Here is a 26283-nt window from a genome sequence, read left to right on the forward strand (position 1 = left end):
GGCGATCTTCCCCGAGGTGTTGAAACTGCGGGGCGGGCTGCTACGGCTCTATGTTGAAGCCGAAATCATCAAGGTGGACCCGGAGGCGGCGAAAGAACGCCACAAGAGGGCNCGCGAAGACCGTGGCGTGGCCGTCTATCCCGATGAGGACAACGTCTCCACCATCCGCCTGCACGGCATCCCCCACGACAAGGCCGCGCAAGCTTGGGCATACCTCGACGCCATCGCCCGCACCATGAAAACCGGCGGAGACGAACGCACCCTGCCGCAGTTGCGGGCCGACATCGCCATCTCCCTGCTCTCCGGCGAAGCCGACGTCCTCATCTGCGACAGCGCTCCAGAAGTCGGCACAGAGAGAAACCCTTCCGGCGAGGACTGCGACTGCGAGAACGGTGCCGGGGAGGACGGCGGGGACGCCGGCCCTTGTCAAGGTTCCTTTGACGACCTGCTCGACGAGCAGGACAACGCCGACCGCCCCGCCCAAGGCGAAGCTGAGGGTGCGCGGGACGATTCTGCTGCCGAGTCAGATGGGTGCCGGCACACCGCGTGCGACCACGACCACCACCTTTCGGGCTGCCCGTGTGAGGACTGTAAACCCGCCACCTACACGCATCCGTTGGACCGGCCCAGGCCGCAGGCCCGCGACGACAGTGCGGCCGGCAAAGCTGCTGGTGAAAGCGGCGCCGATCGGGAACCAATCCCGGAGCAGGAGATCCCGGCCGCGTTCCGGTCCTGGAGAGCGGCGGTCAAGGCGAAGCTTCAGCTGAACGTGCCGATCACGACCCTGTTCGAGCTGGCGGAGCGGCCAGCGGAGCTGGGCGGGTTCGGGCCGGTGCTCACCGAAGTAGCGCGGCGGTTGATCGCGAACCATCTCGATAACCCGGATGCGATGTTCACGATCGGTATCACCCACCCGGTGACGGGGCAGTTGTTGAGTTTGCATCCGATGGCGCAACGTTTCTTACGCGGTCTTCCGGCGGAGTTCGTGCAGTCGTTGAACCAGCGCTGCACCTGGATGCTCTGTAGGCGCCCAGCCATCAACTGCGACCTCGACCACACCAAGCCCTACTCCGAGGGTGGCGAAACCTCGGTCAACAACGTGGCACCACTGTGCCGTCGACACCACCGCGTGAAAACCGAAGGCGACTGGAAGGTCGAGCAGACCAGTCCGGGCCACCTTCGATATACCGATCCGCACAGCCGGGAGTACCAGGTGACTCCGCCACGCCTCACCGACCCCGTAGAACCAGACAATCCAGATCCCCCACCCTTTTAGCCAACGCGGGGAAGCGGACAAGCGAACAAGGCAGCAGGCTCGAGAACCCTTATAGAAAAGGGATTTCGAGCCTGCTGGCATGCCTGCTCACGGTCACCCGGTTCCACGAAAGCCGGCGCGACGTCACTCCTGGGATTTCGGGCGTACGGCAGACTTCTGGCGTACATCGATCATCAGGCTGAACGCGAACGCCAGCACGATCGCAACCGCACCCACGATCACGAGGCCGGTGTCGCCGAGCACATCAAGCTTCACGACGACAACCAGGGCGACGAGCGCGCTGACCACCCCCGCCGCGATCTTCCAGTCGTCGCCGATAAGGAAGTCGTACCAGAACCACCCGAAGGACTTGAGGATCTTCACTTCGCCACCTCATCGCCAGCACGTCCGAGGGCCCCCTCGTCCTCCCGGCCCGGCCCACGGACGCGGAGCGTCGCGATGAACACCCGGCTGAGCATGAACCACACAACGATCAGGACCAGGATGGCGAGGTCGCGGCCCGGCCAGACGAGACTGTCCCGACCTGGTTGGAAGATCCCGACCCCCTGGACCACCCAGTACGTACCAAATGACGCGAGCATCAAGCCGACGCCGTACTTCAGGGCATTCTCGTTGATCATCGAGAGTGGGCGTCTCACCGCCACCGCCAGCCCGAGGACGGCAACCACCGCGGCGACCGCGCCCACACCCGCGGCCGGCACGTTGTCAGCGTTCAGGCCGAAGGTGATCACAATGAACACCACCTCCATGCCTTCGAGAAGGACCCCTTTGAACGACACCATGAAGGAGAACATGTCGAGGTCACCACCGGTCGGCGCGGCGGCCCGCGCCGCCTCCGTCTCCTCCCGGTAGATCGCGTTCTCGTCGTGGATTGCCTTACGTCCGGACGAACGCAAGATCGCCTTGCGCAGCCATTGCAACCCGAAGATCAACAACAGGCCGCCGATAACCAACTGCAGCGCCGCCTCAGGAATCCAGCGCCCCAGGGCATAACCCGCGAGAACCGTGAGGATCGCCAGCGCCGCGAGCGCGGTGGCGGTGCCGGTCAGAGCCGACCGCCAGCTCCGCGTGAACCCCATCGCCATCACGATGGTCGTCGCCTCGACCATCTCCACGAAACAGGCGGCGAAGGTGGTCGCCACAAGTCCCCACGTAGCAGGAGTCATGGGGCACTTCCCTCAAACCAGAAGTGAAACGAATGTTGTATGCAACGCTAGTTACAGGAGGTTGAGCCTGTCAAAGCTCTTGCGTCCCCTACGCTGCGCAGGTGGCTCACGATCGACACCCGCTCTCCCGACCCGCACTCATCGAACGCCTCACTGCCGCGATCATGTCCGTCGAGCGCCCGCATCCTGTACGCGTCGCCGTCGACGGTCCGGATGCGGCGGGCAAGACCACCCTCGCGGACGAACTCGCCTCAGCGGTAGGCAATCTCGGTCGTCCGGTCATCCGCGCGTCCATCGACAGCTTCCACCAGCCCCGCGAGATCCGCTATCGCCGTGAGGATTCGCCGGAAGGCTGTTACCACGACACCTTCGACTATGACGCGCTGCGGAAGGAACTCCTCGAACCGCTCGGGCCCGACGGAGATCGCACCTATTGCCAAGCGATCTTCGACTACCAGACTGACCAGGCCCTAGCCCGAACACACGATCGCGCACCAGACAACGCGATCCTGCTTCTCGACGGCGTGTTTCTCCTACGCCCAGAGCTGATCGACATCTGGGATCTTCGGATCTACGTATCCGTCACGCCGGAGGAAACGCTGCGCCGAGCCCTCGAGCGCGACGCCGTGCTCTTTGGCTCCCGCGAAGAGGTCGAGCGGCGCTATCGCAGCAGATACCTTCCAGCGCAGCAGCTCTACCACGCCGACGCCCGTCCCCTCGACAACGCCGACATCGTCGTCGACAACGACGATCCCGCGCGACCGGCGGCAGCACGCCTCAGCCAGTCTGAGCGATCATGATCCAGCTGGCCTGAATATCAGGGCTCCGGGTCGCCTTTTATGGGAACGATGACCCGAACGCGACGCCGCGGTCCGTGGCCGGCCAGCGGGGCACGCCCACGCTAGGGTTGGCGGATGGCAACGTCTTCCCCGCATGCGGCCAAGGTCGTCCTGATTGGGCCGGCCGACGCCGACAAGGTGGTCGCGGCAGCCGACTGTTTCGATCATCAGCCACGACCGGACGCCACCCAGCGCTTTCTCAACGCAGCTGACCATCACCTGTTCATCGCATACGTGGGCGACGAACCAGCCGGGATGGTCACGGGCGTGGAGCTGACCCACCCTGACAAGGGCACCGAGATGTTCCTCTACGAACTCGGTGTGCGGGAGGAGTTCCGTAACCGCGGCATCGGGCGGGCTCTGGTCCGCGCGCTCGCCGAGCACGCGGCGGCGCGGGGCTGCTACGGCATGTGGGTCCTCACCGACGACGACAACCCCGCGGCGGTCCGCGCCTACACCGCGGCCGGCGGCAAACTCGGGGGTCACCCGCGTTCGATCGACTGGACGTTCCAGGCGACCTAGGTGGCGCCGGGCTGATCCACCCCCGCGTTGTCTCCGCTCCCTCTCAAACTGTCCCCGCTTCTCCCGGAAAGGATGTCTCATGCCCAGGCCGCCCCTACCCGCGAAGTACGTCGACCTGCTCAAGAAACCCAACCCCGCCGTGATGGCGACGGTCCGGCCAGATGGCATGCCCGTCACCGTCGCAACGTGGTACCTCTGGGACGACGGCCGGATCCTGCTCAACCTCGACGCCCGCCGCAAGCGCCTCGAACACGTCCGCGCCAATCCCCGCGTGTCGTTGACGGTGCTCGACGGCGACTCTTGGTATCGACACATCAGCGTCCAGGGCACCGTCACTCTGGAGCCGGACGACGACCTGAGTGGCATCGACCGACTCGCCCAGCACTACACCAACAAGCCGTACCCCGACCGCAAGCACCCGCGAATCACCGCCTGGCTCACCATCGAGAGCTACCACGTCTGGGGCTGATCCATCGCCTCAGGCACGGGACGGACGTTAGGCGATGATGATCTCGACGCCGTACTTCCGGCACACGTCCACGATGGCTCGGGGCGGCTCAGCGTCGGTCACGAGCACATCGACCTCGGCGATCGAGGCGAGCGCGACGGTCTCGGTCCGCCCGAACTTCGAGTGATCCATGACGGCCACCACCGTGTCGGCGATGTCGATCATCGCCCGGCGTACCTCCGTCTCCTCGATATCGAAGTAGCTGAGACCCCGCTCCGGCGTCAGCCCTCCGCATCCGACGACGAACGTATTGACGTGGAGCCGCTTCAACGCGTCCGTCGCGAACGAGCCGACGGTGCAGAGTTCGTGGACAAGGACGCCGCCGATCAGCATCACGCGGTTGGGTGAGCCCCGGAACTCAACCGCGGCGTTGATGGAATTCGTCACGATGGTGAGGCCAGAGCGCTCGGCGAGGGCCCGCGCGACCTCCTGTGCGGTGGTGCCAGTGTCGATGCCGACGCTCTGCCCCTCACCGACGAGAGCCGCCGCCTGCTTGGCGATCCGGTGTTTCTCGTCCGCGAATCGCACCGTGCGCGACTCGAACGCCGACCGCTCGACGCGGACCGCGCCGCCGTGGACCCGGCGGAGCACCCCCTCCTGCGCGAGCTTGGCGAGGTCACGGCGGATCGTCATCTCGGAGACGCCGAACTCCTCCTTGAGTTCGGACACGTCGAGTCGTGCGGTGCGAGCGAGCTGGCGAAGGATCGCCTCCCGCCGACGCCCCGCCTCCGCGCCTGGCGTACCGATCGTCATCTGCAGTCTCCCCGAAGCCACGTACGACCGGTGGTCGATCCGGCCTGGTACTCGATCCAGCATGGTCGATCTGGCATGGTGGTCGATCTGGCATAGGTGTTCGACCGAACGCCGTTGTCGACACCTCCGCTAGGCACCAGCTGGCTCAGCCTCGACGGCACCGTCGTGCCCCTGCCTCATCGAACCACTTTCCCTGGTCATCGGGCCGCGCGAGCACCGTGGTTGACCGTTCTGGCCAAACCGTTGACGCCTCCTCCGCGCCGTCCTAGTTTGCCGTTCGTTCGCACATTCAGCGATGTTCCGTCGATCGCGTTCACCGGACGAACCTCAGCACGACGAGTACGCGGAGACGATTCCCACCTCCGCACCTCCCGCAGGACCAGTTCGCATCTCCGCATCTCGGTCACCGCACCAGCCAAATCCGGCGCGCTCAGCGGACGCACCATGCTCCACCCCGACCCACAACTCATCTGGCGAAGGATGGCGACGACATGGGGGTTGTCGAAAGTCACGGCGGCAGTCTGTCCCGGCGGACGGTATTAGGACGAGGAGCGCTGATCGCCCTCGTCGGATTCACAGGTTCCGGATGCAGTGCGTTCTCGATGAAGCCGAGCAACGGCACACCTGGCAAGACGCCGCCGGCGTCGGCCGGGCGGGAAGCTCCAGCCCTTGCCGCACTGGTCAAGGAAGGGAAGTTACCACCACTCAAGGAGCGCCTCCCGAAGGCGCCACTGACCATCGAGCCTCTCGATGGTGTGAGTACGTACGGCGGGACCTGGCAGGACCTGCTTCTTGGCACCAACACCACCGACCTTTATCGCAAGCTTGCCTACGACACGCTTGTCCGTTGGGATCCTGACTGGCGAAAGGTGATCCCGAACCTCGCCGAATCCTGGGAGGTCAGCACCGACGGGCGGGTCTATACGTTCCACCTGCGTGCGGGTGTGAAGTGGTCGGACGGGCATCCGTTCACCACTGACGACATTGAGTTTGCCTATGAGGGAATCATTTCTGACCAGGAACTCACGCCAACAACGTCCCGCGAGTTCGTGAGTGGCGGACAGTTGGCGAAGTTCAAGAAGATTGACGACCACACGTTCAGTCTCACGTTTGTCGAACCGAACGGGATGTTTCTGGAGCGCCTCGCGGCGCCCGGTTTTGCCACCTCCCGGATCATCCTGCCGGCCCACTACCTGAGGGAGTTCCATCCGAGGTACGGCGCCAACGTGGAGGCGAAGGCCAAGGAGCAGGGACATGACAACTGGCGCGACCTCATGTTGAGCAAGGGCGGAGGCGGCACGATCTCGGCGCAGTACTGGGCCAGTACCGAAATTCCGACGGTCTTCGCCTGGCGGGTTTCGCGTCCGCTCGACAGCACGAATCGACTCGAACTCGAACGCAATCCCTACTATTGGAAGACCGACGCGGAGGGGCGCCAGCTCCCCTACATCGACCGGATCGCGTTCGACGTCGTGAGCAACCCAGAGGTGCTCCTCCTCAAGGGCAGCAACGGCGAGGTCGACTTCAACGCCGATCCCTTCACAATCGCCACGCTCAAGAACAAACCAGTCCTCGCCCGGGGGCGTGAGAAGGGCAAGTACGAGTTCGTCAACGTGACCGACAGCCGCAACAACTACGTCATTCTCGCGTTCAATCTCAATCACCGGAACCCCGCACTGCGCACGACGTTCCAGAACAAGGACTTCCGGATCGGGCTGTCGTATGCGATCAACCGGACCGAGATCATCAACGCGGTCTTCCAACGTCAGGGACGATCGTGGCAGGCGGCTCCCCGCAAGGAGTCCGTTTACTACCAGGAAGACCTGGCCACGCAGTACACCGCGTACGACGTGGACAAGGCGAACCAACACCTCGACCAGGCAGGTCTTCGCCGCCGCGACGGCGACGGCTTCAGGCTGGGGCCCAACGGCCGCCGGCTCACATTCGCCGTCATGGTCGGCGGCGACTCCCCGGAGTGGGTTTCGACGGTCGACCTCATCCGGGGATACTGGCGAACGGTCGGCATCGAGGCACAGATATCCACCGTGGCCAGGGAGCTCATGATCGAGCGCCAGCAGGCGAATCAGTACGACGTCCTGGCCGGCAGCGGTATCTCTGGGATGAACGACGCCCTCCTGGACCCGCAGTGGTACTTCCCCTACCGCGCCAGCACCGGCTTCGCCCCCGCCTGGGGTGCGTGGTACGAAAGCGGCGGCAAGGACGGTGAAGCTCCGCCCGCGGCGGCTCGTGAGCAGATGCGGTTGTACGACGAGATCATGAAAACCGTCGATCAGGGTAAGCGGCAGGAGATGTTCCTGCGCCTCCTCGATATCTCCCGCCAGGAGTTCTACGTCATCGGCACCGTGCTTCCCGAAGGCAACTACGGCATCGTCAGGAAGCGGTTCCGCAACGTGCCGAAGCACCTCATGTATGGCTGGCTCTATCCGATGCCCGGACCCACCCGGCCCGAGCAGTACGCGATTTCCGGATAGTTCGATCGCTGGGGCTGCTGCCCTGGCAACGGGGTGCTTGTGGAGCGGGTCAGCGGAAGCCGTACCGGCCGTAGAGCCGGACGAACCGCGCGGGCAGCAGCCGCGCCCGCTCCACGAGACCCTCCGATGTGCGTTCGAACACCGTCACGTCCTCGTCACCGCCCAACCCGATCGGTTGGACAAGCCGGCCACCCACTCTCAGCTGATCGATCAGCGGAGGTGGGACCTCGGGGAAAGCGGCAGACACCAGCACGGCGTCATACGGCGCACCCTCCGGCACACCGAGGGTGCCATCACCCACGAGCACGCGCACGTTGTTGACGCCTTCTCGGGTGAGGTTCGCACGGGCTTGCGCGGCGAGGTCGGGCCAGTGCTCGATGCTCGTCACCGCGTGCGCCAGCTGGGCGAGGAGTGCGGTCTGGTAGCCGTAGCCGGTCCCGATCTCGAGGACGTGCTCGGCTCCGGTCAGGCCGAGCCCTTCGATCATGCGTGCCGACAGCGACGGTTGCGTGGTCACCTGGCCATGTGGAATCGGGATGGGTACGTCCTCGTTCGCGGCGTTCGCGTGACTTCGGGGCACGAAGCCAGCGCGCGGGACCGCGATCATCGCGGCCAGCACCCGAGGATCCTCGACGCCCGCGTGCCGGGCCGCCTCGACGAGCTGCTGCGCGGCTGCCGGCATGACCGCACCTCCGTCCCAGCTTTATGCGGAGCTCCCCCCGTGATGTGCCAATCGTCCAATATCTGGGAGGCTGAAGAGTGCGAAGAGCCGTGGGTCGACGAAGTTCGTGACGTGTGCGATGCCTGCGGTTGTGAGGGTGAGCACCTGGAGCGAGGTGAGGTGGTGAATGCCGTCCTCACTGCGTAGGTACGTCGCGAACGCCGGCTGTCCGTTCGCATACGTACGAACCAAGCGCAGGTCGCCCGGTTGGGCGGCGCACTGCGTCGCGAGGTGGCGGCTGACGGTCTCAGACCCTTGGAACCACGCAGCGAACGGTGGCATCTCCCAGGAGACCTCGTCCGTGAACAGTTCGGTGAGGGCCACGACGTCCCGACCCTCAAACGCCGTGACGTAGCGGTCGAGAAGCTCCCGCTGGGCCGCTGAGGTGGGCTCAGCGAGCGCATCCTGGCGCGGCGATACCCGCTCAAGGTGGCTTCGGGCGCGCCGCAGTGTGCTGTCCACAGCGGTGGTCGTGGTGTGCAGCATCTCGGCGACCTCGGCCGTGCGCCATTTCAGCACGTCCCGCAACAGGAGGACCGCACGTTGACGGGGTGGAAGGTGCTGGAGGGCGGCGACAAATGCCAGCCGAATGCTCTCTCGCGAGGTGACGATCGCCGCGGGATCGGATCCTTCAGCACCGACCAGAGCGTCTGGTATGGGCTCGAGCCATGGTACGTCGGGCATGGTCGCGGCGTCGTCCAGGTCCGTGGTCGGGCCGCCGAGCCCGGTGGGGAGCGGTCGTCGACCACGGTTCTCGAGCGCGGTCAGGCACACACGGGTCGCGATCCGGTAAAGCCAGGTTCGTAGCGATGACCGTCCCTCGAACCCGTCGTACGAACGCCACGCGCGCAGGTACGTCTCCTGGACCAGATCCTCGGCGTCGTGCACGGATCCAAGCATGCGGTAACAGTGCGCCAGCAGTTCGACGCGGAAAGGGTTGGTGAGGGACGAGAACTCCTCGCCGCCCGGATCGTCCGGCATGACCAGGTCGTTCGCCCTCTCCACGCGCCGACTGTACTGCTGGCGAGCACCCAGAGCGAAGAGTCGTCCTCGGTACGAAGGACCCGGGGCAAGGAAGAAAGTCACCGCTCACCCGACGGATTTTCCCCGGCTGGCTGGTCCATTTCCATGAGGCAGGTGAAGGTTCGCGCACGTGCGCGCGGACCGCGTACGTCGCTGCCCTGGTTCGTACGACCTCGAAGGAAAGGATCACCGATGCGGGAAGCGACCACGCCCGGACCGCAAACGCGGGCGGGGCGGCGGGAGTGGATCGGGCTGGCCGTGCTGGCGCTACCGACACTGCTGTTGGCAATGGACCAGAGCGTGTTGTACCTCGCGCTGCCGCGCCTGAGTGAGGATCTGGGAGCCAGCAGCACACAAGCCCTGTGGATCATCGACATCTACGGGTTCATGTTGGCTGGTTTCCTGATCACGATGGGCACTCTGGGCGACCGGATCGGACGCCGCAAGTTGCTGTTGACAGGGGTGGCCGCGTTCGGTCTGGCCACCGTGCTGGCCGCCTACTCCGCCAGTCCGGGCATGCTGATCGCCACCCGGGCGGTGATGGGTATCGCCGGAGCGACGCTGATGCCCTCGACACTGGCGTTGATCAGCACCATGTTCAAAGATCCCAAGCGGCGCGGTGTGGCGGTGGCTCTCTGGTTCAGCTGCCTGATGGTGGGAAGTGCGCTCGGTCCGGTGATCGGCGGGGCAATGCTCGAAAGCCTCTGGTGGGGTTCGGTGTTCTGGTTGGGCGCGCCGGTGATGGCGCTGCTGCTCGTCCTTGGGCCAGTGCTGCTACCCGAGTATCGCGACCCGGCGGCCGGTCGGATCGACCTGGCCAGCGTCGTGCTGTCCCTCGGCACGATCCTGCCGATCATCTTCGGCATCAAGGAACTGGCGAAGGGTGATCCGGACGCGGTACCGGCGCTGAGCATCGTGGTGGGGGTGGCGGTCGGGGTGGCGTTCCTGCTCCGGCAGCGCCACCTGCCCAACCCGCTACTGGACCTGCGCCTGTTCGACAGTCGTGCGTTCACCGCCGCATTGCTGATCCTCCTGCTCGGCTCGTTCGCGATGGGCGGGGTCTACCTCCTCGTCAGCATGTATCTCCAAGTCGTCGAAGGGCTCTCGCCACTGCGAGCGGGCCTTTGGCTCGTCCCCTCGGCCGTCGCGATTGTCGTGGGCTCCATGCTGGCGCCGGCGATCGCGCAGCGGGTCCGGCCGGCGTACGTCATCGCGGCTGGCCTGCTGGTGGCGGCGGTCGGATACTTCCTGATCACCCAGATCTGCGGCGCCGGCGGACTTCCCCTTCTGGTGAGCGGGTTCGTCCTTGCCTTCTTCGGTTCCGGCCCGATGGGAGCGCTCGGCACCAACTTCGTCGTGGGATCCGCTCCGCCAGCGAAGGCCGGGTCGGCGGCATCGGTTTCGGAAACCGCCAACCATCTCGGAATCGCCTTGGGCATCGCCGTCCTGGGCAGCCTCGGCTCCGCTGTCTACCGCGGCCAGCTGGCCGGTCCGCTCCCGGCCGGCATACCAGCCGAGGCTGCTGGCGCCGCGCGCGAGAGCATCACCGGAGCCGTCGCGGCGGCCGAACGGCTGCCGATCGGGCCCGCTACCGAACTGTCGCACACCGCGCATGCGGCCTTCACCGCCGGACTGAATGCCGCCGCTGCTGTCGGCGCCGTCCTCTTCGTGGGGCTCGCCGTCCTCGCGGTGGTCGCCTTCCGTCACCGCCACCCGGGCGGCGACTCGCACTCACATCTGCCGTAACGAAACGGCATTCGATCAACAGGAGACACCGTGGCGAAAGTTCTGCTCGACATGGCAATGTCGCTGGATGGGTTCATCGCTGGACCGAACGATGAGTACGGAGGGCTCCATGACTGGTTCTTCGGCACCGGAGATGACAGCGCCAGCGCCATTGTCAAAGAGTCGATCGAAACTACCGGCGCGATAGTGATCGGCCGGCGGACCTACGACATCGGCGACCGTGATGACGGGTTCGCGCAGACCCCCTATCAGGTGCCGCACTTCGTGCTCACGCATCGGGCCCCGCACAAGGTGGCCAAGGGAAACCTGACGTTGACTTTCGCCACCAGCGGTCTCGAAGCCGCTATCCAGGAAGCGAAACTCGTCGCTGGCGACAGGTACGTCACGATCGGGGGCGGCGCGGACATCGCCCAGCAGTGCATAAGAGCGGGACTCGTCGACGAGATACAGCTCCATGTCACGCACGTACTCCTCGGCGCCGGCATCCGCTTGCTGGATTTGGGTACGGGGCGCATCGACCTGGCACGAACGAGAGTGATCGAGTCGCGTGGTGCGACGCATCTTCGGTTCCGCGTGCTGAAATAGGGTGGCGCAACCCCGTCCACGACCGTCTGTGCCGCGGGGCGCAGGAGATTAGTTTGAGTTACCCAGGAGATCCCGCAGCTCCAGGGCGCGGAGCGGCCTGCCCTGCCCGTTGAGCGTGAAGGTCGTGTTGACGTCGTGCCGTGGGCCCTGCCCCACGATCTGCCAGTGGATGTCGCCCCAGGTGACGTCGACCTTCGGCTTCAACGGCTGGTCCGGTGGCGTTGTGCTGACGTACTTGTGCGTGATCGTCTGGTTCGGATAGGGCTTGCCGCCGTCGGGCGTCGTCCGTTTGGAATTCGGGCGGCCGTCACCGAAGTCCCATTCGAACTTCGTCGGACTGGCCCAGATCTCGACCTGAACGGTTGGCGCCTGGGGAAGCGTGACCACCTGGTGGTAGGGCGCGTCGTCGGCCCAGAAGATGGTGTCGAGGTTGACCAGCGTGCGGCCGTTGGTCGGCTGGATGTTGGCGACGGGCCTTTGGACATGTGTCTTGAGCCAGTCGAGCACCATCTGGTCAGACACGACCTGCATCTTGTTGTAACGGATGGGCTCGTCGTAGGCCATCATGAGCGCGGGCCAGGAATAGACCTCCTCCTCCGGCGGCGTGTGGCCGAAGCCCAGCGTTCTGACCTCGGTCGGAGTGACCTTCTCGACCAGCTCGATGTGCCCGGAGTTGTGGACCGCATCGCCCGGCTGCAACTCGCTCCAGCTGATCGGATGGGCGATCGCGTACATCGACGTCCAGGCGGTGTATCCGGGTGGATCGCTGTGCCAGGCCATGGTCACGAAGCCGGAGCAGTCGGTGCGGTAGTGGGTGCCGTGCCGGTCGGGGTAACCCCCGCTCTGGCAGTAGTTGAGCCGGGCGTCGATCCAGTCTCGGCCTCGGGCGATCGCCTCGTCAGGCGTGATCGGCTTGTTGCGGTCGGCGGCTGTGCGGTTGTAGCCGTTGTCAGGCTTGTGGGGCGTGGCCGCCGGCGGGTTGCGGTTGGGGCCGTCACACGGGAGGCCGACGGCCTGCGCTGGCCGCGCCGGCACCGGGACTGCCGCGCCAACGAGGAGGAGTCCAAGGAGTAGGAGAGCCAGCGGAACGACACGTGTCCCCAGAGGACCTGACGTACGAGACATGCGAACCCCGTCACCCGCCTGTCCTGCCGTGCGCAGTGGAACCGTTGCGCGGAGCCTGCGGTCAGTAACGGGCAAGACTCTACTGAGTGACCCCGCCTCGGCGAAATACTTGTCCACAACCCGAGCCAGTAGGGTTCAGCGCATGCGAACTGTGGCACGGGGACCGCAGCGATCAGTTGTCGCCATCGTCCTGGCCGTCCTGTCAGCTGGTCTGGCCAGCGGGTGTAACGCTGGCCAGAGTTTCGAACCCTCCAGGCTCGACAGTTCCGATTCGACCGCGGAGCAGACGCAGAGCCCGACGCCAACCGTCACTGCCACACCGACGACGACAGCGCCCACAGCCCAGGCGCTCGACGTCTGTGCCCTCGTCTCCGCCAGTCGCGTACAGGAGATTTTCGGACGCCCGAAGGCCCCGACGGTCGACAAGCCCACGGGGCGTCAGGATCCCGGTGTCCCAGGCATGGGCCCGGTCTACCGGTGTACGTACCGCTGGGCGCCCGGGCAGACCTCCGAGATCGTCAAGGTTTCCTTGACACCTGACTCCGGGCAACCAGATGCGAAGGCCTTTGTCGACACGGTTCTCGGGCCCGACCACCAGCAGGTCGACGGGGCCGGCGACGTCGCTGCCATCAACACCAAGGAGACCTTCGGCCACGGACTCGCGGCCGTCGTCGCCGCCTCCAAGAACGGTAATACCGTCGTGGGTGTCATGCTCCTCGGACCGCTCGACACGAAGCCTGAGGCCTTTGCCACCTTGGCCAACGAGTTCCTGACGAAGCTGCGTTGAGATTGAGAACGACTGTGCGGGCCCCATGGCTGGCATGAGACCCGCACAATCAATGGTCACTCCTGCTTATGCTTCGTCGTCGTTCACTCCCCATAGCGGAGCGATCTGCGCCTCGGCGGCACTTTGCTGGGTGGCCGCGCTGATCGAAGCGATCGGGCCAGCCCAGTGCAGGCCGTACTGGTCGAAGCGGTTCCGACCCTTGGAGTAGGACGCGGACGCCTGCTTTCGCAGGTAGGACTGGTACGGCCGATCCTTCAGGGCGGCGTTGAGTTCGCCCAGGTTGCGCACGTACACGCCCTTGAACGTCGGACCGTCCCCGCCACAGCCGTTCTGCTCGCAGGGCTCGGTGAGGACTCCACCCGGATTGAGATACGCGCTCCGGGTCGACGCATCGGCCAGAACCTTCGCCCGGTCAAGATATGACCGGTCGTTCGTCGCTGTCGCGAGCTCGGTCAGCGCGCCGAGAACGATGCCCTGGTTGTAGGTCCAGGTGACGTCGCCGTTGTTCTGGCAGGTGGCCGAGTTGAGGCCATCGTTGATGAGATTCTCGGAATTGATCATCCCGCTGGCATCAAACCACTGCCAGATGTTGAGCGCCTGGTCGAGATACTTCGTGTCGCCGGGGATCCGGTTGTGCAGGCTCGCCGCCGCCTTGATGAACAGCTCGTTGGTCACGGCGTTCTTGTAACGGCGGTTGATGTTCCACACCACTCCGCCACCGCAGACGTCGTCCCGCGAGCTCCACATGTAGTCGGCGTCGAACTTCGCCGTCTCGAGATAGCGAGGATCACCGGTCAGGTCGTACGCCCTGATCCACGCGAGCGCCCACCACCCAGTGTCGTCGATGTAGTCGTTGGTGAAGTTTCCACCCTGGGCGTGGAGGTTCTTCTCGTAGGTGTTGGCGATGATCCATTCGTACGACCGATCGCCGGTGGCCAGTTGGTAGTCGATCACCGCGGTGAGTGCGTTCGCGGAGTTCCACCAACCAGTCGTCTTCCACAAACCGGTGTTGGCGTTGTAGAGCTTGACCAGCGCGGCGACGGCACGCTTGGTCGGCGTACCTTGGGTCGCGGGTTTCTCGACCTTCGTCCAACCGGAGCAGACGATATCCGGTCGGTTGCCGGCCTTTCCGCAGGCACGGATGACACCGACGCGGCCGCCAGCCTTGTCGTTGACGCCGAACATCGTGGTGGTCGTGCCGCGCTTGCCCGCGGGAATCGTCGCATAGCCGAGCCTGCTGTCGGCGACGGTCGCACCGCCGTCGAAGGACCGGTCGAGCCACACCTCGTCGGTGGGGTCACCGTTGTTGATGGACGCCCAACCCATCGCGTCCCTATCCGAGATGTGCAACTCGATCGAGCGGCCGTAGATGCCGGTGCCGTCGGCCAACCGGTCTTCGGTGGCCTCGCTCACCGGGGCGCCGTCACAGAGTGGATCGCAGATGTCTGCCTCCGCGGGGTTGGCTGGCGCCGCTGATCTGGTGGTGGTCGCGGCGCCCGCGTTGGGGACCGTGACTGACCTTGAAGGTGTGGTCTGCGCCTCAGGTGATCCCGAGCCGGTCTGCGCTGCCGCAACGCCGGACAGCATACCGAGGCCGATCGCGAAGGCACCCGCCGTCGTCAGCAGGAACCGTGTGGGCAGGGCAAGAGATGACGTCGTCAAGAGCTCCTCCAGAAGGATGCGGAAAGTCCGCCAACCTCGTCGGGGGGACTCCCGGGGACGCTAGGCCCTGCTCAGAGGGCACACAAGATCCACGACCGGACATGACCGGAGGCGGATGCCCGACCGCTGGCGATCCCTGGTCCGCGGAGGGGGTTGGTCGCCCAGGAGATTTCAGAAACTGTCGGCGAGCCGGAACGCGAGCTCGGTCTCCCAGTCGTTCATGTCTGGCACCTCGGCGGGGTTCGAGTGATAGAACTCCAGGCGGCACCCCCACCTGTCCCCATCAGCCTCTTCGGACATGTCCCACCTCAGACCGCGCTCGGCCGCCCACTCCAGGAGGGCGCCGGTGACGCCGACGAGCTGGTCGGGATGGCCGACGTGGGTGACGGTGGCGTACCGTCCAGCCGGCAGGACGCCCGGCCTGATCTCGCCTTCGCCCTCGACCGCCGAGTTGACGGGGAAGCCCACCTCGATCTCGAGCTGGCGCTCCATGTCGATGCGGTTGTACTTGAAGAACGGCGGACCCGCGGGCTGGATGCCGCGTGCTCCCAGCCAGGCGAAGATGTCGGGGATGCGGTCGGCGATCTCGGCAATGGTGTCCATCGAGACGACGCCCAGGATGCCGACGTACGGCTGCTCGGCGCGGTCCACGATCTGTGGCTCCGGTTGCATGGTTGCTCCCATGGCTTGATAGACGGTGCGGCTCGGTGAGACTCATCGGTTGGAGTACCCGCGGAGCGGGGGCCGGTCTCCGCCACCTTGCCGGCCGGGTCGGTCAGCGCGAGACCAGCAGCAGCGTCTTGCCAGTGACAGCGCGCGCCTCGATCGCGGCGTGCGCGTCAGCCGCCCGCTCCAAAGGGAACGTCTGCCCGATCACGGGCTTGATCCGACCCGCCGCGGCCTCGGTCAGCGCGCGTTCCGCCAACCGCTTCGCGTCCTCGGGTCCGAAGCGCACCTGCTCGATCCCGCGTACGGTCACCCCGCGACGCTCCGCCTCCACTGGGTCGACCACGGCGAAGCCACCCGCGGGGCTGCCGTGCGCGGAGAACCGAGCCCCGGGCGCCGTCAGGTCGAACGCCGCCAGCCCGATCTCACCGCCGACACCGTCGAACACCACATCGACGCCGGCACCGCCGGTCGCCGCGCGAACGCATTCTGGCCAGGAAGGTTCGGAGTAGTCCACCACGGCGTCGGCACCCAGGCCCGCGAGCAGGTCCAGCTTGCGCGTCCCTCTCGCGGCTCCGATGACCCGTGCCCCAGCAGCGTGTGCGAGTTGTACGAGCAGGACGCCGAGCCCACCGCCCGCCCCGGTGACCAGGACCCACTCCGTGGGCCGGATGTCCGCCGCCTCCACAAGTCCGAACGCCGTCGTCCCATCGTGAAGAAGCGCGGCCGCCACCTGAAGGTCCAATCCCTCGGGCGCCCGAATCAACGCCTCGACCGCGGCTAGTGCCTGCTCGGCGTACCCACCGAAGTCGATGGTCCTGGTGGCCACCTGCCGGCCGATCCAACCAGGATCCGCCCCCGCTCCAACGGCCCGCACCCGCCCGGCGACCGCGCCACCCGGCACGTACGGCGGCGTCACTGTGAAGTACTTCCCGGCCCCGCCGCGGCGGATCTGCGTCTCGACGAACAACGTGTCCGCCACAGCCACGTCAACCACGACTTGCCCAGGTCCGGCCACCGGATCCGGCACCTCCGTGGGCACAAGCACCTCCGGGCCGCCGAACGCGATCGCCTGTATCGCCCGCATGCCCACCGCACTCCCTTCAGGTTGCGACACCGGAAGTCTTGTACCTCAACCAAACCTGAGGTCAAGAAGGTGCGGGGTACGTCACGCCACGGCCACCCGGTGCGCGCGCCCGGGGTGGGGGCACGTGGTGACCGCGGTCGCATGGCATCATGAGAGTGCCGCCAGGCGGTCCCCCTCGCAGCAGTTCCGCGGGACCCGCCGGCCCTCGATCTGAGTGGCCGGAAATCTGCGCCGGCCCAATCTGACGGCCTGCGATCTGAGCCGATGCTGGCTTGAGCCGATCCGCGCTCCCAGGCATCACCCGGCGGGTGCCCCTTCTCGCGGCTCCGCCCCCTCATCACTGCGCCTCCCCCACCCCTGCCCGAAAGGAGCCCCTATGCGATCCGAACTGGAAAGGTACGCCGAGGACCTACTCGGTCCGTGTCGTACGACAAAGGACTGCTCGTGGAACCACGGCGGCTCCCGCGTGATCAGGGTGCGCGACGCCGAGGGGTCGAGCTGGTACGTCAAACAGCATCCCCACCAGGAGTTGCACACCCGCGAGGTCGCGGCCTACCAACGGTGGGTACCCGCGCTGGGCAACCGGGCGCCGTGGCTGCGCGCGTACGACGACGAGCGACGCCTGCTCGTGCTGTCAGAGGTTCCGGGCGACACGTTCGTCAGCGTCGACACCGGCGTCGACCCCGGCGTCGACGCGGGCCACCGCACCGACGTGGACGTGTACCACCAGGCGGGCACGCTGCTGCGGCGTTTGCACGACGCGGAAGCACTCCCTCCGTACGGCGACTACGCGGCCCGCAAGCAGGCGACGTTGGAGTCGTGGGCGGCGCGCGCCGACGGCCTGCTCGACCGCCGCGAACTCGACTTCGCGCGTTCCGAACTCCGGTCTCTGGACGGCATCCCGGAGCCAAGCCTCGTGCCCTGCCACCTCGACTACAGTCCGCGGAACTGGCTCGTCGCCAGTGGGCGGGTCCAGGTCATCGACTTCGAATGGGCGGGACCTGAGGTCTGGGTATCCGACCTTGCCCGGCTCTACTTCGGCCCGTGGCGCCAGCGCCCGGATCTTCGGGACGCGTTCCTTGCTGGGTACGGCCGCGACCTGGACGGCGACGCTCACGGCATCCTGCTCGCCGGGCACGCACTCACTGCGGTCTGGCACGTGATCTGGGGGCACACCCACGGGAACGCCAGCTTCGCGGCGAGTACCCGTCAAACCCTGCAAGCCCTGATGCGCAGGGAATTCAGCTGGTTCTAACTCTCCGCGGGGAGACCCAGCTTCTGGCGGAGGTGGCGCCGCCGCGCTTCCAGCGACTCGATGAGCGCCTCCTGCTCCTCCACGGTGGTCAGCGCCGACGCCAGGTCCGCTGGGTCAGTGGGCGAGTCCCAGCGTTCCGCGATCCGGCGGCGAACGTCGTTGATCGACCTCCGCAGCTCCGCGAGTTCCTCTTCCACGCGCTGGAGTGCTTCGTGGACTGCCGCCTGCGAGTCGCCGGCCATCCCCCTGCCTCCCGATCTCCATACGTCAGGTCAGAACCGACTCCAGGTTCTTCGGCACACTCGCTCTGACGTCTTCCCATTCCCCTTCGGTGATGTGGGCTCGGAGTGCCTGCAGAACCGTATGGATCAAGGGCTCCACCCCACCGGGAGCCTCAAACCGGCATTCTCGGCGGATCCGTTCCAGGAACTCCTCCCGCCCCATCTTCACGGGTACCTTGTGCGGCTCCCAACCCTCGTAGTAGATACCGCGGACGAGCATCGGGAGTTGAGCCGCGAGCTGGGCGGCCTGCTCGACGGTCAGGCGGTCGCGCAACGTGTGCAGCAATGCTCGGAGTGCGGCGTACGACTGGTTCCGGCGTTCCCTGGGCCAGCCATAAGCCTCTTCGATGAGATGAAGAATCCGATTCGTTTTGTCCACCGTCGTGTTGAACGACGCGAAACCGGTTTCAGCCATGTCGTGTTCCCATTCCCTGTCGTCTCATCCGTTCTATCGTGTCGTCTCATCCCGTTCTTTCGTACGCCCATATCGACCCGGCCTCACACCGCGAACGGATAGGTCTCTGGCGGCTCTCCGCGCTCCCACCCGGTGGTGCGTTCGAGCGGCTCGACAGCTCGGGTTTCGTCCAGGTGGATCACCGCGTCGAACTGCTCCGCCGCCCGGCTGTGGAAGTAATGGCTGCGGCGTTCGGTGTCGGGGTGGTAGACGACACCGACGGCCCGCTCGAGCCGCGGCGACCGCAACGCCTCAGTCGCGCGGCTCGCACCGTCGAAGGTGAGCAGGAACTCCTTCTCGCCCGTCTCGTGGAACAACTCCTCGACGCTGTCGGGAAGTGCCGGGCGTAGCCATTTGCGATTGACCGGTCCGTCCCAGTCGTCGGCCGCGGTCACCGTGCCGGTGTACGTCGTGAACCCGATGGAGACGCAGTCGCCGGGGTGTCGCTCGCGGACGAGCTGACCGAGGTTGAGCTCACCCTGTGCGGCGAGTTCGGTGGCCCGGGCGTCACCGATGTGGGAGTTGTGTGCCCACACGACGATCTTCGCCTGCTCTCCACGCTGCCGGCCAAGGTGCTCCGCGAGCGCGTCAAGGGTGTCCACCATGTGCCGGCCACGGCGGTTCCAGGAGTAAACCCGCCCGCTGAACATCGTCCGGTAGTACTCCGCCGCGGTCTTCACCGTTTGAGCGTTCTGCTCGGCATAGAAGAATTCGTCCTCGGCGGTCAGCCCGCCTCGGCGGGTGTACTCGAACTCATGCCCCCGAAGGTCGACGAGTTGCGCGATCATTTCGTCCTCGCACGTCTCGCCCGCGCCGAACGCCGCCGCGAAACCGTACGCGTGACCGTCGTCGCCGCTCACGTGGTCGAAGCAGGAGTAGCGCTCGCGGGCACGCGTCGCGGCCTCGGGATCGACCCGGTCAAGGTAGGCGATCACCTCGTGCATCGAGCGGTAGAACGAGTAGAGATCCAGGCCGTAGAAACCGGTCTTCGCGCGTTCGTCCCCCAGCCGGTCGTTGTGGTCGCGCAGCCATGCCACGAAGTCCAGCAGCACGGCGTTGCGCCACAACCACGTCGGGAACCGCGTGAAGTCGCCCAGCGACTCCTCCGCCGTCGCGTCACCGCCACGGCCGCGGACGAAGCGGTTCACGCGGTACGCATCGGGCCAGTCAGCCTCGACCGCCACCGCGCAGAAGCCCTTCTCCTCGATCAGTCGCCGGGTCATCCGCGCTCGCGCCTCGTAGAACTCATGGGTTCCATGGGACGCCTCGCCCATCAGCACCAGGTGCGCCTCGCCGACGAGACCGAACAACGCCTCGTCGCTGGGAACCCCTTGCTCCACTGGCGTGGCCGCCAACCGGATCGCGGCCACGTCGGTCGCACCGATCGCCGCCGGCCGGCTCACCCCGGCGGCCCTGAGAAGGTCCCGGACATCCTCATCGGTGGTCTGGGAGAAGTCCCAGTACGCCTGGCTCACCGCGGCGTACTGAGCGGGCGTGGTCGCGCAGACCACCTCGTCCACGAGTGCGGACAGCTCCTCGACGGTCGACTGGGGCGCCGCGGGTACGCCAACGACGATCCTCGCCGCCCCGAGCTTGCGCAGCGCCCGGATGGCCGCCCGCATGCTCGCACCGGTGGCAAGACCGTCGTCGACCAGGATGACCGTCCTGCCCGCGCCCTGCAGATCGCTCGGAACAGTCAGCCTGGGACGGCCTTCGCGGTACGCCCGCTCCCGGCGGAGGAGTTCGCGTCCCTCCCGTTCGACGACCTGCCGGACGTTCTCCGGCGAGATGCCCAGACCGCGAATGACGTCATCATTGAGGACAACCACCCCACCGGAGGCGATCGCCCCCATCGCCACTTCCTCGCGACCGGGAACTCCGAGCTTGCGGACGACGAACACGTCAAGCGGGGCACCAAGCGCGGTCGCGACCTCGTACGCCACGGGCACTCCGCCCCGGGGAAGTCCCAGGACAACGAGATCGGGCTGATCGCGATATCGCTCGAGGGACCTGGCCAGCACGCGACCGGCGTCCCGGCGATTCTGGAACAGGTGTTCAGGCATGTCTGCCTCCTGCTCAATAGCAGGCCGACACCATGCGCCCCGGCGTCGCCGCAGCCTGGAAGAAGGACAACGGAGGGCGTACGGCCGGTTTCTTGCGAGCCTACCCACCGCGCTCCGCCGTGATGCGGGAACGTTCCTCGCAGGCTGCGCCATGGCGGGGAGCCACCCAAGGGGGTGGGGCCCGGGTTGTCACAGGTTTCTCGGCTAATTGACCGAGAAACCTGTGACAACCCGGCGAGGCCTAGCGTGCTGGGGACACTAGACGTCGACGAGGCTCTTCTTACGGCTGACCAGCACCTCGTCGATCAGGCCGTACTCCACCGCCTGCTGGGCGGTGAGGATCTTGTCGCGCTCGATGTCACGGGCCACCTCGTCGATGGGGCGGCCGGTGTTCTCGGCGATCATCTCCTCGAGCATGCTGCGCATCCGCAGGATCTCGTTCGCCTGGATCTCGATGTCGCTGGCCTGACCACGCCCGCCCTCGGTGTAGGGCTGGTGGATGACGATCCGGCTGTACGGCAGCGCCGAGCGCTTGCCCGGCGCGCCCGCGGCCAGCAACACCGCCGCCGCCGACGCCGCCTGCCCCAGGCACACCGTGTGCACGTCGGGGGTGATGTAGCGCATCGTGTCGTAGATCGCGGTCAGCGCCGTGATCGAACCACCCGGGCTGTTGATGTAGATCTGCACCTCACGGTCAGGATCCAACGATTCCAGACACAACAGCTGGGCCATCACCGCGTTCGCGATGTCGTCCGTAATCGGCGTACCGAGGAAGATGATGCGGTCCTCGAACAGCTTGCCGAACGGATCGACCTGCCGGTAGCCGTAGGGCGTGCGCTCCTCCCAACGCGGGATGAAATAGTCCATCCGCGGGGACAGGTCAGGGGTGCTCATCGCGCTGATCCCTCCAGAATGCTTATGCGAGGTCACGAAACAGGTCCGCCAACGGCGACCTGCCCCGCATATGTCACCACGTTGTCGATGAAGCCGTACTCCCGAGCCTGCTCAGCGGTGAACCAACGGTCGCGGTCAGCGTCCTGCTCGACCTGCTCCACCGTCTGACCGGTGTGCAGCGCGGTGAGCTCCTGCAGTTGCTTCTTCAGGTGCAGGCTCTGCTCGGCCTGGATCTTGATGTCGGACGCGGTGCCACCAAGGCCACCGGACAGCTGGTGCATCATGATCCGCGCGTGCGGCAGTGCGAACCGCTTCCCCTTGGTGCCCGCGGCGAGCAGGAACTGCCCCATCGACGCCGCCAGACCCATCGCCAAAGTCGCGACATCGTTGGAGATGTACTGCATCGTGTCGTAGATCGCGAGCCCCGCGTCGACCGAACCACCAGGGCTGTTGATGTAGAGCCAGATGTCCTTTTCGGGATCCTCGGCGTTCAGGAGCAGCATCTGGGCACAGATCGCGTTGGCGTTCTCGTCACGCACCTCCGAGCCCAAGAAGACGATCCGCTCCTTCAGCAGCCGCTGATAGATGTGCTCGTCAAGGCCGCCCTGACCGTAGCCCGGCGCCTCCTGCGCGTACACGTTCATATCCTCCGCCTACGTCCTCGGCCCGTGCCCCGCGCATCACCGCGGGTCCGGGCACGCCGATCGTGCGATCTCCCTTGAGGCTAGGCAGGTCGCCGCGAAACCGTCCTCCTTGTTCGCTCACGGCGGATTCCCTCCTACTTGGACCGGCGGATCCGCTGGTCGGCGATCGGCGCGAGCACCGCGCACAGGACGGCGAGGAGGATCGGCAGGAACCTGATGCCGACGGCATCGTCGAAGATCAGCATGCCCAGGATCCCGATGATCTCCGACAGCACGATGCCGGCGATGAATCCGCCGACCAGGGCCAGGGCGGCGACGGCGACTGTTCTCATCGTGAACTCACTTCCTTGAACTCGACGGGCGGGGCGGATGGTTCGTTCGGCGCGGCGCTCCTGCGACGCCGTTGGGAGCAGGCTGGGGAGCAGGCTCTTGAGTACGCCAGGGACGCTAGGAACGCCGATCACCTGCCGACAACGCACGCCAGAGCGATCCCGCCCTCCCCCCACGGGGGGACAGCGAGATGCCGCTCGGGGGCGATCCGGTGAGCCCGGCGCCGGATTACGCTCCCTCCCATGACGCGGAGGAATCTCGTCGTCGACGCGGGTATCGCGGCGCTCGTGCTCGGCATCTCCCTGGGCGTGCTCGCCTCGCAGGGCATCGGGATGCCCGACCCCAGCAACCGCGATCTCGACGCGCGCGGAGTTCTCCTCGTCCTGGCGTCCGCACTGCCGCTGGTCGCCCGTCGCATCTCCCCGATGACCGTCTACGCGGTGGTGAGCGCGGCGAGCCTCGCCCTGCTGGTGTTCGACTACCCGCTTGACGTCCCGCTCGCTCCGCTGGTCGCGTTGTACCAGGTCGCGGTGGCGTTCAGCGGCGACCCGCTCCGGCGGTGGCGCTGGACCGGAATGGCCGCCGCCGCGGCGTTCGTCCCCGCCACCGCGGCGGCCTACGCGGCGACCGGCGAGACCGCACGGCCGGTACCCGACCTGCTGATCGTCGCCGCGATGGTCGCCGGAGTGTGGGTCGCCGGCGACCGGACCCGCCTACGCCGCCAGCGGGTGGTCGAGTTGGAGGAACGCGCACAGCGGGCCGAGCGCGAAGCCGACCGTGAACGCCGGCTCGCCGCCGCCGAGGAACGCACCCGGATCGCCCGCGAACTGCACGACTCCGCGGGCCACGCCATCAACGTGATCCTCGTCCAGGCCGGAGCGGCCCGGCTGCTGCACGAGCGCGACCCGGAGGGCTCCCGCCGGGCGATCGTGACGATCGAGGAACTCGCCCGGGAAACCGTCGGTGAGATCGACCAACTCGTCCGCGCCCTCCGCGAGGACGACCGCACCGAGCCGGCCCCGCCAGCCGACCCGGCCGCCCTCGAGGAACTCCTCGAACGCCATCGCGCGAGCGGCCTCGCCCTGGTCACCGACCTCCGCGGCCCGCGCCCCGCGCTTCCCCGCAGCGTGGCGTGGGCGTCGTACCGGATCCTCCAGGAGGCGCTCACGAACGCCGCACGGCATGGCCGCGGCAGCGCGGAGGTGGCCGTCGGGTTCGGACCCGGGGCCGTAGAGATCACCGTGACGAACGCCGTCGCCGCCGGTCCCGCCGGTCCCGCCGTTCCCGCCGTGCCGAACGGCCCGGTCCGGGAGGGCGGTGGGCACGGCATCGTGGGCATGCGGGAGCGGGCCACGCTCCTCGGCGGCACGCTGGAGGCCGGCATCGAGCGCGGGATCTTCCGGCTCCACGCCCACCTCCCCTACAGCGAGGTGACGTCGTTATGACCGCAACCCTCAGGGTCCTGATCGCTGACGACGACGACCTCATGCGGGCCGGGCTGCGCGCCGTCCTCTCCAGCGACGAGACGGTGGAGGTGGTCGGCGAGGCCGCGGACGGGGGCGACGCGATCGAGCAGACGCGGCAGCTCGGGCCTGACGTCGTACTCATGGACGTCCGGATGCCGAACCTCGACGGCATCGCCGCGACCCGCGAGATCGTGGCCGCCGTTCCGGACGCGCGGATCCTCATCCTCACGACGTTCGAGGACGACGACTATGTCTTCGGTGCCCTGGCCGCCGGCGCGTCCGGCTTCCTGCTCAAGCGGACCCGCCCCGAGGACCTCATCGCCGCCATCCACACGATCGCCGTCGGCGACTCGCTCCTCTCGCCGTCGGTGACCCGGACGGTGGTCGACCGGATGGCGCGGATGCCGCAGCCGGACCCGTCGGCCCCCCGGCGCCTCCGCGAGCTCACCCCACGCGAGCGGGACGTCCTCGAACTCGTCGCCCGCGGCCTGTCGAACACCGAGATCGCCGCCACCCTCGTGGTCGAGGAGTCGACGGTCAAGACGCACGTGAAGCGGATCCTCGCCAAGCTGCACCTACGCGACCGGATCCAGGCGGTGATCCTGGCGTACGAAACCGGACTCGTCCGCCCAGGCGAGGCGGCCTCCCCTCACCACGCCACGGGAAGCTCGGCCAAGCCGCCGGTCAAGAGGTGGCTTCGGTGACGCAGGTCCTCGGCGGGCACCGCCAGCCGTAGGGTCGGGAACCTCCGGAACAGCGTGCCGAACAACACCTGCAGCTCGATCCGGGCGAGCGGCGCGCCGAGACAGAACCTCGGGCCGTGTCCAAACGACATGTGCGGGTTCTCGGCCCGGCTCTGGTCGAACGTCCCGGGCACCGGGAAGTGCCGCTCGTCCTGGTTGGCGTGCCGCAGGTCGAGCACCACGAGGTCACCCGCCCTGATGGTGGCGCCGTCCACGTCGATGTCGGCGCTGGCGTACCGCGGCAGGCCGATCGCCCGGGGCGTTTCTCCGGGGCACGTCGTGTCGGTCGGCGGGATCGGGAGGCCGAGCCGCAGGATCTCCTCGACCGTGCTGTCGACCAGCGCCGGATCGTGGCGCAGCTTCTCCTTCTGCTCAGGGTGGGTGAGCAGGAGTACGACGCCGGTGTCGATCGCGTTCACGGTGGTCTCGTGGCCGGCGAAGAGGAGCCCCGCGGCCAGCTGCGCGGCCTCGACGTTGTTGTAGACAGGACTACCGTCCTTGTCCGCCGTCACCAGGTCGGTGATGACGTCCTCGGCGGGCTCGCGGCGCTTCCTGTCAACCAGAGCTTGCATGTATTCCCACAGCGCGATCAGCCCAGCCATCGAGCGCTCTCCGTCGGTCATGTCGGCCGCGTCGTCGGACCAGCGCCGGAAGTCCGCCCGATCCTCGAACGGCACGCCCAGGAGCTCACAGATCACGAACGCCGGCAGGGGAAACGAGATGGCGTCGTGGAAATCGACCGGCCGGGTACGGCGTTCCATGTCGTCGAGCAACCTGTCAACCAGCTCTTGCACGCGTGGCCGCAGGATCGCCAGCCGGCGGGCGGAGAACGACCGCGTGAGGAGCTTGCGCATCTGCTGATGGTCGGCCCGCTCGGTGGGAGTCGTCTGCACGGGCCGGCCGAAGATCATCGATTCGGAGTAACGCGACGCCTGATCGGGCTCGGCGTGGGATCTGCCGAGACGTGGATCGGCGAGCAACCGCTTCACCGTGTCGTACCCACTGATCTGCCAGGCGGGGTCGCCCGTATGGGTGGTTGCTCGGCTGACGGTCGCGTTCATCGATCACCTCCGGACTAACGGCCGCGCCGCGGGCCCAGTGGCTCACTGGGTCAGCGGCGCGGTCAAGCTGATGAGTACTCGCAAGAGTACACAACTAAGTAAACAACTCAAGGTATACACCTATGCGAACACAT

At 66.7% G+C, this 26283-nt stretch carries 27 protein-coding genes; 11 read left to right on the forward strand and 16 right to left on the reverse strand.

Features of this window, described 5'->3' with window-relative positions:
- Positions 1-1015: 1015 nt before the first annotated feature.
- Positions 1016-1276 carry an HNH endonuclease gene (locus tag B141_RS53210; protein WP_474774896.1) on the forward strand — a complete coding sequence of 87 codons (261 nt, stop codon included), beginning with the start codon at positions 1016-1018 and terminating at the stop codon, positions 1274-1276.
- A gap of 123 nt (positions 1277-1399) precedes the next feature.
- Here the strand turns inward: B141_RS53210 and B141_RS0105670 are convergent, their stop codons facing one another.
- Positions 1400-1639: a hypothetical protein gene (locus tag B141_RS0105670; RefSeq protein ID WP_020574197.1), complete on the reverse strand. Its 240-nt coding sequence runs from the start codon at positions 1637-1639 to the stop codon at positions 1400-1402.
- The gene (locus B141_RS0105675) at positions 1636-2442 is read right to left on the reverse strand and encodes a TMEM165/GDT1 family protein (protein WP_040420526.1); all 807 of its coding nucleotides are present in this window, start codon (positions 2440-2442) and stop codon (positions 1636-1638) included. Before B141_RS0105675 ends, B141_RS0105670 begins: the two co-directional genes overlap by 4 nt.
- A gap of 101 nt (positions 2443-2543) precedes the next feature.
- Between B141_RS0105675 and B141_RS39070 the strand changes: the two genes are divergently transcribed.
- The 3 genes from B141_RS39070 to B141_RS0105690 all read left to right on the forward strand — a co-directional run bounded on the left by B141_RS39070 (position 2544) and on the right by B141_RS0105690 (position 4272).
- A complete protein-coding gene (locus B141_RS39070) occupies positions 2544-3242 on the forward strand; it encodes a nucleoside/nucleotide kinase family protein (RefSeq protein WP_040420527.1) in 699 nt (232 codons plus the stop codon).
- Positions 3243-3356: 114 nt separating this feature from the next.
- On the forward strand, positions 3357-3803 hold the full coding sequence (locus B141_RS0105685; RefSeq protein WP_020574200.1) for a GNAT family N-acetyltransferase: 447 nt from the start codon (positions 3357-3359) through the stop codon (positions 3801-3803).
- A 79-nt stretch (positions 3804-3882) separates the two neighbouring features.
- Positions 3883-4272 carry a PPOX class F420-dependent oxidoreductase gene (locus B141_RS0105690; RefSeq protein WP_020574201.1) on the forward strand — a complete coding sequence of 130 codons (390 nt, stop codon included), beginning with the start codon at positions 3883-3885 and terminating at the stop codon, positions 4270-4272.
- A 27-nt stretch (positions 4273-4299) separates the two neighbouring features.
- Here the strand turns inward: B141_RS0105690 and B141_RS0105695 are convergent, their stop codons facing one another.
- On the reverse strand, positions 4300-5064 hold the full coding sequence (locus B141_RS0105695; RefSeq protein ID WP_020574202.1) for a DeoR/GlpR family DNA-binding transcription regulator: 765 nt from the start codon (positions 5062-5064) through the stop codon (positions 4300-4302).
- A 491-nt stretch (positions 5065-5555) separates the two neighbouring features.
- Between B141_RS0105695 and B141_RS0105700 the strand changes: the two genes are divergently transcribed.
- On the forward strand, positions 5556-7556 hold the full coding sequence (locus B141_RS0105700) for an ABC transporter substrate-binding protein (protein ID WP_020574203.1): 2001 nt from the start codon (positions 5556-5558) through the stop codon (positions 7554-7556).
- A 49-nt stretch (positions 7557-7605) separates the two neighbouring features.
- Here B141_RS0105700 and B141_RS0105705 read toward each other — a convergent pair whose 3' ends face one another.
- The gene (locus B141_RS0105705) at positions 7606-8238 is read right to left on the reverse strand and encodes a protein-L-isoaspartate(D-aspartate) O-methyltransferase (RefSeq protein ID WP_020574204.1); all 633 of its coding nucleotides are present in this window, start codon (positions 8236-8238) and stop codon (positions 7606-7608) included.
- A 21-nt stretch (positions 8239-8259) separates the two neighbouring features.
- On the reverse strand, positions 8260-9282 hold the full coding sequence (locus B141_RS0105710) for a sigma-70 family RNA polymerase sigma factor (protein ID WP_237742624.1): 1023 nt from the start codon (positions 9280-9282) through the stop codon (positions 8260-8262).
- Positions 9283-9492: 210 nt separating this feature from the next.
- Here B141_RS0105710 and B141_RS0105715 point away from each other — a divergent pair, with 210 nt between their 5' ends.
- Positions 9493-11046, forward strand: coding sequence for an MFS transporter (locus B141_RS0105715; RefSeq protein ID WP_020574206.1), 1554 nt, complete (start codon positions 9493-9495; stop codon positions 11044-11046).
- A 30-nt stretch (positions 11047-11076) separates the two neighbouring features.
- Entirely contained in the window at positions 11077-11631 is a 555-nt protein-coding gene (locus B141_RS0105720) for a dihydrofolate reductase family protein (protein WP_020574207.1), read from the forward strand.
- A 48-nt stretch (positions 11632-11679) separates the two neighbouring features.
- Here B141_RS0105720 and B141_RS0105725 read toward each other — a convergent pair whose 3' ends face one another.
- A complete protein-coding gene (locus B141_RS0105725; protein ID WP_026256944.1) occupies positions 11680-12756 on the reverse strand; it encodes an NlpC/P60 family protein in 1077 nt (358 codons plus the stop codon).
- A 142-nt stretch (positions 12757-12898) separates the two neighbouring features.
- Here B141_RS0105725 and B141_RS0105730 point away from each other — a divergent pair, with 142 nt between their 5' ends.
- Entirely contained in the window at positions 12899-13543 is a 645-nt protein-coding gene (locus B141_RS0105730) for a hypothetical protein (protein WP_020574209.1), read from the forward strand.
- A gap of 66 nt (positions 13544-13609) precedes the next feature.
- Here the strand turns inward: B141_RS0105730 and B141_RS0105735 are convergent, their stop codons facing one another.
- From B141_RS0105735 to B141_RS0105745, 3 genes are all read right to left on the reverse strand, one after another.
- Entirely contained in the window at positions 13610-15205 is a 1596-nt protein-coding gene (locus B141_RS0105735; RefSeq protein WP_020574210.1) for a glycoside hydrolase family 76 protein, read from the reverse strand.
- A gap of 171 nt (positions 15206-15376) precedes the next feature.
- Positions 15377-15877: a GyrI-like domain-containing protein gene (locus B141_RS0105740; protein WP_020574211.1), complete on the reverse strand. Its 501-nt coding sequence runs from the start codon at positions 15875-15877 to the stop codon at positions 15377-15379.
- 103 nt (positions 15878-15980) lie between these two features.
- The gene (locus B141_RS0105745; RefSeq protein ID WP_020574212.1) at positions 15981-16958 is read right to left on the reverse strand and encodes a zinc-binding dehydrogenase; all 978 of its coding nucleotides are present in this window, start codon (positions 16956-16958) and stop codon (positions 15981-15983) included.
- Between the two features lie 376 nt (positions 16959-17334).
- On the opposite strand from B141_RS0105745, the gene B141_RS0105750 reads away from it, so the two are divergent.
- Positions 17335-18213: an aminoglycoside phosphotransferase/kinase family protein gene (locus B141_RS0105750; RefSeq protein ID WP_020574213.1), complete on the forward strand. Its 879-nt coding sequence runs from the start codon at positions 17335-17337 to the stop codon at positions 18211-18213.
- Here B141_RS0105750 and B141_RS0105755 read toward each other — a convergent pair.
- The 6 genes from B141_RS0105755 to B141_RS0105780 form a co-directional block, all read right to left on the reverse strand.
- On the reverse strand, positions 18210-18455 hold the full coding sequence (locus B141_RS0105755) for a cyclin family protein (protein WP_020574214.1): 246 nt from the start codon (positions 18453-18455) through the stop codon (positions 18210-18212). The genes B141_RS0105750 and B141_RS0105755 overlap by 4 nt on opposite strands.
- 25 nt (positions 18456-18480) lie before the next feature.
- Positions 18481-18909 (reverse strand): DUF2267 domain-containing protein, encoded by a 429-nt coding sequence (locus B141_RS0105760; RefSeq protein ID WP_020574215.1) that lies wholly within the window; start codon positions 18907-18909, stop codon positions 18481-18483.
- Between the two features lie 83 nt (positions 18910-18992).
- Positions 18993-21011 (reverse strand): erythromycin esterase family protein, encoded by a 2019-nt coding sequence (locus B141_RS0105765; RefSeq protein ID WP_020574216.1) that lies wholly within the window; start codon positions 21009-21011, stop codon positions 18993-18995.
- A 258-nt stretch (positions 21012-21269) separates the two neighbouring features.
- Complete coding sequence (locus B141_RS0105770) at positions 21270-21878, reverse strand: ATP-dependent Clp protease proteolytic subunit (RefSeq protein WP_026256945.1); 609 nt, start codon at positions 21876-21878, stop codon at positions 21270-21272.
- A 59-nt stretch (positions 21879-21937) separates the two neighbouring features.
- Positions 21938-22549, reverse strand: coding sequence for an ATP-dependent Clp protease proteolytic subunit (locus B141_RS0105775; RefSeq protein WP_020574218.1), 612 nt, complete (start codon positions 22547-22549; stop codon positions 21938-21940).
- Positions 22550-22683: 134 nt separating this feature from the next.
- Complete coding sequence (locus tag B141_RS0105780; RefSeq protein ID WP_020574219.1) at positions 22684-22881, reverse strand: DUF5957 family protein; 198 nt, start codon at positions 22879-22881, stop codon at positions 22684-22686.
- A 240-nt stretch (positions 22882-23121) separates the two neighbouring features.
- Here B141_RS0105780 and B141_RS0105785 point away from each other — a divergent pair, with 240 nt between their 5' ends.
- Positions 23122-24324, forward strand: coding sequence for a sensor histidine kinase (locus B141_RS0105785; RefSeq protein ID WP_020574220.1), 1203 nt, complete (start codon positions 23122-23124; stop codon positions 24322-24324).
- A complete protein-coding gene (locus B141_RS0105790) occupies positions 24321-25049 on the forward strand; it encodes a response regulator (protein WP_020574221.1) in 729 nt (242 codons plus the stop codon). The genes B141_RS0105785 and B141_RS0105790 overlap by 4 nt, the downstream gene beginning before the upstream one ends.
- Here the strand turns inward: B141_RS0105790 and B141_RS0105795 are convergent.
- The gene (locus B141_RS0105795; RefSeq protein WP_020574222.1) at positions 24995-26149 is read right to left on the reverse strand and encodes a cytochrome P450; all 1155 of its coding nucleotides are present in this window, start codon (positions 26147-26149) and stop codon (positions 24995-24997) included. The two genes, B141_RS0105790 and B141_RS0105795, sit on opposite strands and share 55 nt — an antisense overlap.
- Positions 26150-26283: the final 134 nt, after the last annotated feature.

The sequence above is a fragment of the Actinopolymorpha alba DSM 45243 genome (genome assembly GCF_000373925.1).
Classification (GTDB): domain Bacteria; phylum Actinomycetota; class Actinomycetes; order Propionibacteriales; family Actinopolymorphaceae; genus Actinopolymorpha; species Actinopolymorpha alba.

Excerpts from the sequence above, each read along its gene's own strand:
- B141_RS53210 (WP_474774896.1), top strand. The coding sequence starts at position 1,016 with ATGCTCTGTAGGCGCCCAGCCATCAACTGCGACCTCGACCACACCAAG.
- B141_RS0105675 (WP_040420526.1), bottom strand. The coding sequence starts at position 2,442 with ATGACTCCTGCTACGTGGGGACTTGTGGCGACCACCTTCGCCGCCTGT.
- B141_RS0105685 (WP_020574200.1), top strand. The coding sequence starts at position 3,357 with ATGGCAACGTCTTCCCCGCATGCGGCCAAGGTCGTCCTGATTGGGCCG.
- B141_RS0105690 (WP_020574201.1), top strand. The coding sequence starts at position 3,883 with ATGCCCAGGCCGCCCCTACCCGCGAAGTACGTCGACCTGCTCAAGAAA.
- B141_RS0105695 (WP_020574202.1), bottom strand. The coding sequence starts at position 5,064 with ATGACGATCGGTACGCCAGGCGCGGAGGCGGGGCGTCGGCGGGAGGCG.
- B141_RS0105700 (WP_020574203.1), top strand. The coding sequence starts at position 5,556 with ATGGGGGTTGTCGAAAGTCACGGCGGCAGTCTGTCCCGGCGGACGGTA.
- B141_RS0105705 (WP_020574204.1), bottom strand. The coding sequence starts at position 8,238 with ATGCCGGCAGCCGCGCAGCAGCTCGTCGAGGCGGCCCGGCACGCGGGC.
- B141_RS0105715 (WP_020574206.1), top strand. The coding sequence starts at position 9,493 with ATGCGGGAAGCGACCACGCCCGGACCGCAAACGCGGGCGGGGCGGCGG.
- B141_RS0105725 (WP_026256944.1), bottom strand. The coding sequence starts at position 12,756 with ATGTCTCGTACGTCAGGTCCTCTGGGGACACGTGTCGTTCCGCTGGCT.
- B141_RS0105730 (WP_020574209.1), top strand. The coding sequence starts at position 12,899 with ATGCGAACTGTGGCACGGGGACCGCAGCGATCAGTTGTCGCCATCGTC.
- B141_RS0105740 (WP_020574211.1), bottom strand. The coding sequence starts at position 15,877 with ATGCAACCGGAGCCACAGATCGTGGACCGCGCCGAGCAGCCGTACGTC.
- B141_RS0105745 (WP_020574212.1), bottom strand. The coding sequence starts at position 16,958 with ATGCGGGCGATACAGGCGATCGCGTTCGGCGGCCCGGAGGTGCTTGTG.
- B141_RS0105750 (WP_020574213.1), top strand. The coding sequence starts at position 17,335 with ATGCGATCCGAACTGGAAAGGTACGCCGAGGACCTACTCGGTCCGTGT.
- B141_RS0105755 (WP_020574214.1), bottom strand. The coding sequence starts at position 18,455 with ATGGCCGGCGACTCGCAGGCGGCAGTCCACGAAGCACTCCAGCGCGTG.
- B141_RS0105760 (WP_020574215.1), bottom strand. The coding sequence starts at position 18,909 with ATGGCTGAAACCGGTTTCGCGTCGTTCAACACGACGGTGGACAAAACG.
- B141_RS0105765 (WP_020574216.1), bottom strand. The coding sequence starts at position 21,011 with ATGCCTGAACACCTGTTCCAGAATCGCCGGGACGCCGGTCGCGTGCTG.
- B141_RS0105770 (WP_026256945.1), bottom strand. The coding sequence starts at position 21,878 with ATGGACTATTTCATCCCGCGTTGGGAGGAGCGCACGCCCTACGGCTAC.
- B141_RS0105775 (WP_020574218.1), bottom strand. The coding sequence starts at position 22,549 with ATGAACGTGTACGCGCAGGAGGCGCCGGGCTACGGTCAGGGCGGCCTT.
- B141_RS0105780 (WP_020574219.1), bottom strand. The coding sequence starts at position 22,881 with ATGAGAACAGTCGCCGTCGCCGCCCTGGCCCTGGTCGGCGGATTCATC.
- B141_RS0105785 (WP_020574220.1), top strand. The coding sequence starts at position 23,122 with ATGACGCGGAGGAATCTCGTCGTCGACGCGGGTATCGCGGCGCTCGTG.
- B141_RS0105790 (WP_020574221.1), top strand. The coding sequence starts at position 24,321 with ATGACCGCAACCCTCAGGGTCCTGATCGCTGACGACGACGACCTCATG.
- B141_RS0105795 (WP_020574222.1), bottom strand. The coding sequence starts at position 26,149 with ATGAACGCGACCGTCAGCCGAGCAACCACCCATACGGGCGACCCCGCC.